The following is an 8159-nucleotide window of genomic DNA, read 5'->3' as shown; positions in this document are numbered from 1 at the left end:
CACCGCGTCGCTCGACGCGGTGCCGCCGGGCCCACTACTTGAGGCCGATCTCCTCGCAGGCCGCCTCGTACTCCGGGGTGCAGATGTCCTGGACGGTGTAGATGCCGTCCTGGATCACCGTGTCCTTGATGTTGTCCTGCGTGAGGGCCACCACCGGGACCAGCTGCGACGGGATCTGCTTCTGCGTCGGGCTGTCGACGTTGTCGCGGGTCAGCGCGTCGAACTCGATCGAGCGGCCCTGGACCTTGGCCACCGCCATGGACGCGGCGTTGTTGGCCTCCAGGATGAACGACTTGTAGACGCTCATGTACTGCTCGCCCGAGACGATCCGCTGCACCGCCTCCAGGCTCGCGTCCTGCCCGGTCACCGGCGGGATCGTGCTGGCGCCCGCCTCCTTCATCGCGTCGATGGCCGCGCCGGCCATGTCGTCGTTCGCCGAGTAGACCGCCTTGATGTTGCTCAGCCCGACGGCCTGGATCGCGGTCTCCATGTTGGCCTTGGCGATCTCGGGCAGCCAGTCCTTGGTGTTGTACGACGCCGCGATCTGGACCTTGCCCTGCAGCTCGTTCATCGCGCCGGTCTTGAACCGGTTCGTGTTCGGGTCCGTGAGCGAGCCGTTGATCATGACGATCTTGCTGGTCGCGGCCTTGGTGCCGAGGGCCTCGACGATCGAGCGGCCCTGCACCTCGCCGACGAGCTCGTTGTCGTGGGAGACGTACGCGTCGATCGGGCCCTCCGCGAGCCGGTCGTACGCGATGACCGGTATGTCCGCGTCCTTGGCCTTCTCGATGGCCGGCGCGATGGTGTGGGCGTCGATCGCGTCCACCACGAGGACATCGACCTTCTCGGCGATCATCTCTTCGAGCTGCTGGTTCTGCTTGGCCTTGTCCGCCTCGGCGTTGGCGTAGAGGACCTTGCCCTTGCCGTTGGTGAGGGCGGTGACCTGCTTCTTGAAGAGCGGGTAGTCGAACTTCTCGAAACGCGTCGTCTTCTTGTCGGGCAGAAGGAGCCCCACAGTGATGTCGTCGCCCTTCTTGGGCGCCGCGGAGCCGCTGCTTCCACTGGCACTGTCGATGACGCCGCACGCGGCGAGCGAGAGGGCCGAGGCGGCGGCCGTCACCGCGATCGCGGTACGACGTGCGGCGATCCGACGGGGGGTACGAGCGTTCACGGGAGGTGCCTTCCAGGCGGGGAAGCATGACGAACCCAGATACAGATACGGAAGCCAACGCCGGGACAGCACGTAACGTCAAGAAGCACTGGTTAACGAGATGGCAACAGGGTGCCTGTTGTGCATGTACAGAGCCAGAGCGTCAACTGGTGTGAAGTGTATGCCCGTTCGGCGACGACCGTGGCCGCTGCCCCCAGGTCCGGAACAGGGCGAACGGCACCACCGCGCACAAAAGAACCCCGCTCTCTCCACATGGGGAGGGAGCGGGGTCCCTGTGACTGACGCCGGGCGTCAACCGCACTGACAAGGGGCGCCCGACTGGCAGCCGCACCCGCAGCCGGAGCCACAGCCGCAGGCGCCGAACAGGGGCAGATGCTTGATCTCGGCGGGATGCTGCGTCTCGCGCTCCTGCGTCGGGTCGGGCGTGCTGGGGGTCTCGGCCATGGGGCCCTCCTGGAGGGTGGTCCTAGAGATCCGGATCCGCTGGATCCTGGAGACTGGATCCTGGACATCCGGTGCCTTCTCCCCATTGCATGCCCGTTCCGCCGGGCGCATCAACGGCGCACAGGTGTACGGAGGTTCAGGCCCCTTCGACGCCCGTGGGCGGCTGTACGTCCGGCTGCAGCTCGTCCGCGTGCTCGCCCGTCACCAGGAACACCACACGCTTGGCGACCGACACCGCGTGGTCCGCGTAGCGCTCGTAGTAGCGGCCCAGCAGCGTCACGTCGACCGCCGTCTCGATGCCGTGCTTCCAGCGCTCGTCGATCAGGTGCTGGAAGAGGGTGCGGTGGAGACGGTCCATCTCGTCGTCGTCCTGCTCCAGCTGCATCGCCAGATCGACGTCCTTGGTGATGATGACCTCGGCCGCCTTCGCCATCAGGCGCTGGGCGAGCTGGCCCATCTCCAGGATCGTGGCGTGCAGGTCGTGCGGGACCGCCCGCTCGGGGAAGCGCAGCCGGGCCAGCTTGGCAACGTGCTGGGCGAGGTCGCCCGAACGCTCCAGGTCGGCGCTCATCCGCAGCGACGTGACGACGATCCGCAGGTCGGTGGCGACCGGCTGCTGGCGGGCCAGCAGCGCTATGGCGCGGCCCTCCAGGTCGTGCTGCAGCTCGTCGACCTTGGCGTCGGCCTCGATGACGCTTTCGGCCAGCTTCAGGTCGGCGTCGAGGATCGCCGTCGTCGCGCGCCCGATCGCCGACCCGACGAGACGGGCCATCTCGACCAGACTGTCGCCGATCGAGTCAAGTTCTTCGTGGTACGCGTCACGCATCAGGTGTCCCTCTCTTGACGTCCATTCGGGGGCAGCACCAGGCCCCGTGACCCCCACGCTCCCACGTTCGGGCAGACACGCGTCGTTTTCCGCCCCGACAAATGAACCAATACTGGCTCCAAGGTGAACTCTGGGCGACGAGTGTTCGAGGTCGCACACTGATGGCTGTGGCCATGTCGTACCCCATGCCTAACCTGGGGGCATGGACGTGAACGCGGCGGTCGCCGCAGCTGCAGCGATCGCCGGTGTGCTCACCGGCGTCATCGCCATGCTGGCGTTCCGCTGGAGCGAGCGCGACCAGAAACGCCCCACCCGCACCTCGCTGCACACGGACCCCGTGCTGCCGCCCGGTGTGGACACGGTGCTGTCCGTGCTGCGCTCCTCCGCCGTCGTACTCGACGAGGCGGACGCGGTCGTCAAGGCAAGCTCGGCGGCGTACGCCCTCGGGCTGGTCCGTGGCGGAAAACTGTCGGTCGAGCCGATGCTCCAGATGGCCCGGGACACCCGCCGCGACGGCGAGATACGCCAGGTCGAGCTGGACCTCCCCCGGCGCGGCACCGGCCGCGGCGAGGCCCTCGCGGTCTCCGCCCGCGTCGCCCCGCTGGGCTCGCGCCTCGTCCTCCTCCTGGTCGAGGACCTCACCGAGGCCCGCCGCATCGAGGCCGTACGCCGCGACTTCGTCGCGAACGTCAGCCACGAGCTGAAGACCCCCACCGGCGCGCTCTCCCTGCTCTCCGAGGCCGTCATGGGCGCCTCGGACGACCCGGAGGCCGTCGAGCGCTTCGCCGGCCGCATGCAGATCGAGGCGACCCGCCTCACCAGCCTCGTCCAGGAGCTGATCGACCTCTCCCGGGTGCAGAACGACGACCCGCTGGAGGACGCCGAACCGGTCCGCGTCGACGAACTCGTCGCCGAGGCCGTCGACCGCTGCCGCCACCAGGCCGGCACCAAACAGATCACCATGGCCGCCGGCGGCACCGCCGACCTGCGCGTCTGGGGCAACCGCGGCCAGCTCGCCGCCGCCCTCGGCAACCTCGTCGAGAACGCCGTCAACTACTCGCCCTCCGCCACCCGCGTCGGCATAGCGGCCCGCCGGGTCAGCGCCACGGGCGGCGACCTGATCGAGGTCGCCGTCACCGACCAGGGCATCGGCATCTCCGAGAAGGACAAGGAGCGCATCTTCGAGCGCTTCTACCGCGTCGACCCGGCCCGCTCCCGCGCCACCGGCGGTACGGGCCTCGGCCTGGCGATCGTCAAGCACGTGGCCGCCTCGCACGGCGGGGAGGTCACCGTGTGGAGCTCCGAAGGCCAGGGCTCCACGTTCACCCTGCGCCTCCCGGAAGCGGGCGCCGCCCGCCGCGCCCGTGCGAACCGGGTACATCTGTACGACCATGACTCGCACCCCGAGTCACTCCCAGACTCCGACCCCGAAGCCGGGGACGGACCGTCCGACCCCGGCGAAGAGGCCGACCGGACCACCGGCACATCCCCTTACGATCCGCTTCACGCCCCGGAGGTCCTTCCGTGACCCGAGTGCTCGTCGTCGAGGACGAGGAATCCTTCTCCGACGCCCTTTCGTACATGCTCCGCAAAGAGGGCTTCGAGGTCGCCATCGCGGCCACCGGGCCCGACGGACTCGACGAGTTCGAGCGCAACGGCGCCGACCTCGTCCTGCTCGACCTGATGCTGCCCGGCCTGCCCGGCACCGAGGTCTGCCGCCAGCTGCGGGGCAAGTCCAACGTCCCGGTGATCATGGTCACCGCCAAGGACAGCGAGATCGACAAGGTCGTCGGCCTGGAAATAGGAGCCGACGACTATGTCACCAAGCCCTTCTCCTCCCGCGAACTGGTCGCCCGCATCCGGGCCGTCCTGCGCCGCCGCGGCGAGCCCGAGGAGATCACCCCGGCCGCGCTGGAGGCCGGCCCGGTCCGCATGGACGTGGACCGCCACGTGGTCACCGTCTCCGGCGCCAAGGTCGACCTCCCTCTCAAGGAGTTCGACCTGCTCGAAATGCTCCTGCGCAACGCGGGCCGCGTACTGACCCGCATGCAGCTCATCGACCGGGTCTGGGGCGCCGACTACGTCGGCGACACCAAGACCCTCGACGTCCACGTCAAGCGCCTCCGCGCCAAGATCGAGCCGGACCCGGGCGCGCCCAGGTACCTGGTCACGGTGCGCGGCCTGGGGTACAAGTTCGAGCCGTAAACCGGCCCGTACAGAGTTCTACGGCCTGGTACGCGCAGGGCGCGCGCCGGTACGCCGAAGGGCGGGACCTCCCCGAGGAGGTCCCGCCCTTCGGCGTGTACGACGGTTCAGTGACCGGCGGCGGCCGTGTCCGTCTCCGAGGCCGAGGTGCTCGGGGTCGACCCCGCCGCGGCCGTCTCGGCGGCCCCGGTCGGGGTCGGGGAACCGGACGTCTCCGGCTCCGCGGACGTGCTCGGCGAGGCACCGGTCTCGGCCGGGGTCGCCGGAACCTCGGTCGGGCCCCACGAGGAGAAGAAGCTCTCCGCCGGGACGACGAACGCGCGCAGGCTCACGTCACCGGTCTTGCTGAAGGCGAAGGTGATCTTCTGCGCGTTGCCGTCCTTGACCGCCTCACGGCTGCTGGGCAGCACCGCGGACGCGTTGTTCGCGCCGCCGATGACGAGCGAACCGCCGGCCGGGATGCTCAGGCTCCCGCCCTTCGCGGCCGTCAGCTCGGCGGTCTTGCCGGTGCCGGGGACGGTGATCGACTCCAGCGTCTGGGCGGTCGTACCGCTGTTGAACACCGTCGCGGAGACGGCGGCCGGGCCGGTCGACTCCAGCTCCGGCTGGGTGATGATGACGACGTTCTGCAGCTTGATGTCACCGACGGAGGTGGCCGCGTTGTCCGGCTTGATCTCCAGCGTCTGGGCGTTGTTTCCGGCTGCGCACCCGGCGAGCGTGGCGACCGAGAACGCGAGGGCGGATGCGGCGAGGGCGCCGCGTCGAAGGCTGCTGCTCACGGCGGCGGCAACTCCTTGGAACGCACGGGCAGCTCCTTGTAAAGCCACCCTAAGTGTCTGTCAGCGGCCTTAGGTTACCGAGCCGTTCCCACGCCACCGCACCCGACCCGCCTCTAACGACGGGCGGGGGTGGTTCCCCGGGAGTGCGGGGCTGTCTCAAGAGCCACTTCGACATTCACATTTACTGTGAAGGGAATGAAGAGATCGGAAATTGATCACCCGTAGATCACCCGTGGATCAACCGTAGATCACCAAGCGGTGATCAATTCCGGATTCGTCGTACAGCCGACTCCGCTCACCGAACGGAGTAGCGTAAGTCGCACACTTGGAAGCGGACATAAGTGGATGTTTGGTCGTCCAGCGGGGTCTCCAGGTGTGTGTAACGCCCGGGTTTCACTTCGTTCGGAGAGCCGCTCCGACCTGCGAATACCCCCCTCCCGTTCGCCTCCGGGGCCCTCTCGAAGCACGTTCCTGTTGCTGTTGTCAAGCCCCGAGATATGCCCTGACCTGCGAAAACGCCATTCAGAAGCCGCCGTTTCCGTGTTACCCTGGATAGCCACGGAAGGGGTACCTGTCACATGACGTTCAAGGTTGGCGACACCGTGGTCTATCCCCATCACGGGGCCGCGCTGATCGAGGCCATCGAAACTCGCCAGATCAAAGGCGTGGACAAGACCTACTTGGTGCTGAAGGTCGCCCAGGGTGACCTGACTGTACGTGTGCCAGCGGACAATGCGGAGTTCGTCGGCGTACGTGACGTGGTCGGTCAGGACGGGCTGGACCGGGTCTTCGAGGTGCTGCGCGCTCCGTATGCCGAGGAGCCCACGAACTGGTCACGTCGCTACAAGGCAAATCTGGAGAAGCTCGCCTCCGGTGATGTCATCAAGGTCGCGGAAGTCGTACGTGACCTGTGGCGTCGTGAGCGGGAGCGCGGACTGTCCGCCGGTGAGAAGCGCATGCTCGCCAAGGCTCGCCAGATCCTGGTGAGTGAGCTCGCGCTCGCGGAGAACACGAACGAGGACAAGGCCGAAGCCCTGCTCGACGAGGTGCTCGCGTCCTGACCCTGACCGAACTCAGGCCCTGAAAAGCCCACTCGGTTCAGGCAGCACACTGAAAATGCCGCGGTGCCCGATGACGTATCCAATGTCGCCGGGCGCTGCGGCATGTTCGTGCCCGGAAGTGAATTCTCCAGCACCCATTGAACTGAAGAGCACCCACTGAAGCCGTCAGTAGTACCGACGTACTGATATTGGTGCCGGGCCCGGAGACCGCTCGACCGGATGTCACGGAAGGGTCCGATCGAGGCTCGCGCCCGGCACTCCTCCAGGCCATACCCACGAGGGCTCGGCACACAAACCTGACAGGAACCGATGTCTGACGAATCGCGCCCCACACCGCCCGGGGCACGTACGGCCGCCGTCATTCCGGCCGCCGGCCGGGGCGTACGCCTCGGTCCGGGCGCCCCCAAGGCGCTTCGTGCGCTGAACGGCACGCCCATGCTCATCCACGCGGTGCGCGCGATGGCCGCGTCCCGTGCCGTCTCCCTGGTCGTCGTCGTGGCCCCGCCGGACGGCGCCGCCGAGGTGAAGACCCTCCTCGACGCCCACGCGCTGCCCGAGCGCACGGACTTCCTGGTCGTCCCCGGCGGCGAGTCCAGGCAGGAGTCGGTGAAGCTCGGCCTGGACGCCCTCCCGCCCGGCATCGACATCGTCCTCGTCCACGACGCCGCCCGCCCGCTCGTCCCGGTGGACACCGTGGACGCTGTGATCGAGGCGGTACGGGAGGGCGCGCAGGCCGTGGTCCCCGCGCTGCCGCTCGCGGACACCGTCAAGGAGGTCGAGCCGGCGACGACGCCCGGCGAACCGGAGCCGGTGCTGGCGACGCCGGAGCGGGCGCGGCTGCGGGCGGTCCAGACACCGCAGGGCTTCGCGCTCGACACCCTGGTCCGGGCCCACGAGACGGTGACCGAGAACGTCACCGACGACGCGAGCATGGTCGAACAGCTGGGCCTGCGGGTGGTGGTCGTGCCCGGCCACGAGGAGGCGTTCAAGGTGACGAGGCCGCTGGATCTGGTGCTGGCGGAAGCGGTACTGGCCAGGAGGAGGCTGAACGATGGCTTCTGAGGGTTCTTCGGGAGGGCCGGTGGTGCTGCCCCAGGTCGGCATCGGTACCGACATTCACGCTTTCGAGGAGGGCCGGGAGCTGTGGTGCGCCGGCCTGAAATGGGAGGGCGAGGGGGCGGGCCTCGCGGGCCACTCCGACGCGGACGTCGTCGCCCACGCGGCGTGCAACGCGCTGTTCTCGGCGGCGGGCCTTGGCGACCTGGGCCAGCACTTCGGTACCGGGCGCCCGGAGTGGTCCGGGGCGTCCGGGGTCACGCTGCTGACGGAGGCGGCGCGGATCGTGCGGGCGGCGGGGTTCACGATCGGCAATGTCGCGGTGCAGGTGGTGGGGCCGCGGCCGAAGATCGGGAAGCGGCGCGAGGAGGCGCAGAAGGTGTTGTCGGAGGCGGTGGGGGCGCCGGTCTCGGTCTCCGGCGCGACGACGGACGGCCTCGGCTTCCCGGGGCGGGGAGAGGGCCTGATGGCGGTGGCGACGGCACTGGTGGCCCGGCTGGGCTGAGGTCCAGGGTTCTCGCCCCCGCCGCCCCTACCCGTCCCATCCTCGGGGGCTCCGCCCCCGAACCCCCTTTCGCGCTGAACGCGCTCGTCCTCAAACGCCGGACGGGCTGGAT

Annotated in this window: 8 protein-coding genes; 5 read left to right on the top strand and 3 right to left on the bottom strand. The window is 68.8% G+C overall.

The window, feature by feature from the left end:
• Positions 1-34: 34 nt before the first annotated feature.
• Both ACWCRB_RS47745 and phoU read right to left on the bottom strand, forming a co-directional pair.
• Complete coding sequence (locus ACWCRB_RS47745; protein WP_451002061.1) at positions 35-1171, bottom strand: sugar ABC transporter substrate-binding protein; 1137 nt, start codon at positions 1169-1171, stop codon at positions 35-37.
• A 580-nt stretch (positions 1172-1751) separates the two neighbouring features.
• Positions 1752-2441: a phosphate signaling complex protein PhoU gene (gene phoU / locus ACWCRB_RS47740; RefSeq protein WP_451002060.1), complete on the bottom strand. Its 690-nt coding sequence runs from the start codon at positions 2439-2441 to the stop codon at positions 1752-1754.
• 202 nt (positions 2442-2643) lie between these two features.
• Between phoU and ACWCRB_RS47735 the strand changes: the two genes are divergently transcribed.
• Positions 2644-3969, top strand: a complete 1326-nt coding sequence (locus ACWCRB_RS47735) for a sensor histidine kinase (protein ID WP_451002059.1) — start codon at positions 2644-2646, stop codon at positions 3967-3969.
• Positions 3966-4646, top strand: a complete 681-nt coding sequence (locus tag ACWCRB_RS47730; protein ID WP_451002058.1) for a response regulator — start codon at positions 3966-3968, stop codon at positions 4644-4646. Before ACWCRB_RS47735 ends, ACWCRB_RS47730 begins: the two co-directional genes overlap by 4 nt.
• Positions 4647-4753: 107 nt before the next feature.
• On the opposite strand, the gene ACWCRB_RS47725 is transcribed toward ACWCRB_RS47730, so the two are convergent.
• Positions 4754-5425, bottom strand: coding sequence for a DUF461 domain-containing protein (locus ACWCRB_RS47725; protein ID WP_451002057.1), 672 nt, complete (start codon positions 5423-5425; stop codon positions 4754-4756).
• Between the two features lie 578 nt (positions 5426-6003).
• Here ACWCRB_RS47725 and ACWCRB_RS47720 point away from each other — a divergent pair.
• The 3 genes from ACWCRB_RS47720 to ispF all read left to right on the top strand — a co-directional run bounded on the left by ACWCRB_RS47720 (position 6004) and on the right by ispF (position 8047).
• Entirely contained in the window at positions 6004-6486 is a 483-nt protein-coding gene (locus tag ACWCRB_RS47720) for a CarD family transcriptional regulator (RefSeq protein WP_003953493.1), read from the top strand.
• A 309-nt stretch (positions 6487-6795) separates the two neighbouring features.
• The gene (gene ispD / locus ACWCRB_RS47715; RefSeq protein WP_451002056.1) at positions 6796-7548 is read left to right on the top strand and encodes a 2-C-methyl-D-erythritol 4-phosphate cytidylyltransferase; all 753 of its coding nucleotides are present in this window, start codon (positions 6796-6798) and stop codon (positions 7546-7548) included.
• A complete protein-coding gene (gene ispF, locus ACWCRB_RS47710; protein WP_451002055.1) occupies positions 7538-8047 on the top strand; it encodes a 2-C-methyl-D-erythritol 2,4-cyclodiphosphate synthase in 510 nt (169 codons plus the stop codon). The genes ispD and ispF overlap by 11 nt, the downstream gene beginning before the upstream one ends.
• Positions 8048-8159: the final 112 nt, after the last annotated feature.

It is taken from the genome of Streptomyces sp. NPDC002156 (assembly GCF_053593675.1).
Note: the sequence above shows the minus strand (reverse complement) of the source record. Positions and strands in the feature narration are given on the sequence as shown.

Bases quoted from the DNA above. Each gene is read 5' to 3' on its own strand.
- phoU (WP_451002060.1), bottom strand. From the start codon at position 2,441: ATGCGTGACGCGTACCACGAAGAACTTGACTCGATCGGCGACAGTCTG.
- ACWCRB_RS47735 (WP_451002059.1), top strand. From the start codon at position 2,644: ATGGACGTGAACGCGGCGGTCGCCGCAGCTGCAGCGATCGCCGGTGTG.
- ACWCRB_RS47720 (WP_003953493.1), top strand. From the start codon at position 6,004: ATGACGTTCAAGGTTGGCGACACCGTGGTCTATCCCCATCACGGGGCC.
- ispD (WP_451002056.1), top strand. From the start codon at position 6,796: ATGTCTGACGAATCGCGCCCCACACCGCCCGGGGCACGTACGGCCGCC.
- ispF (WP_451002055.1), top strand. From the start codon at position 7,538: ATGGCTTCTGAGGGTTCTTCGGGAGGGCCGGTGGTGCTGCCCCAGGTC.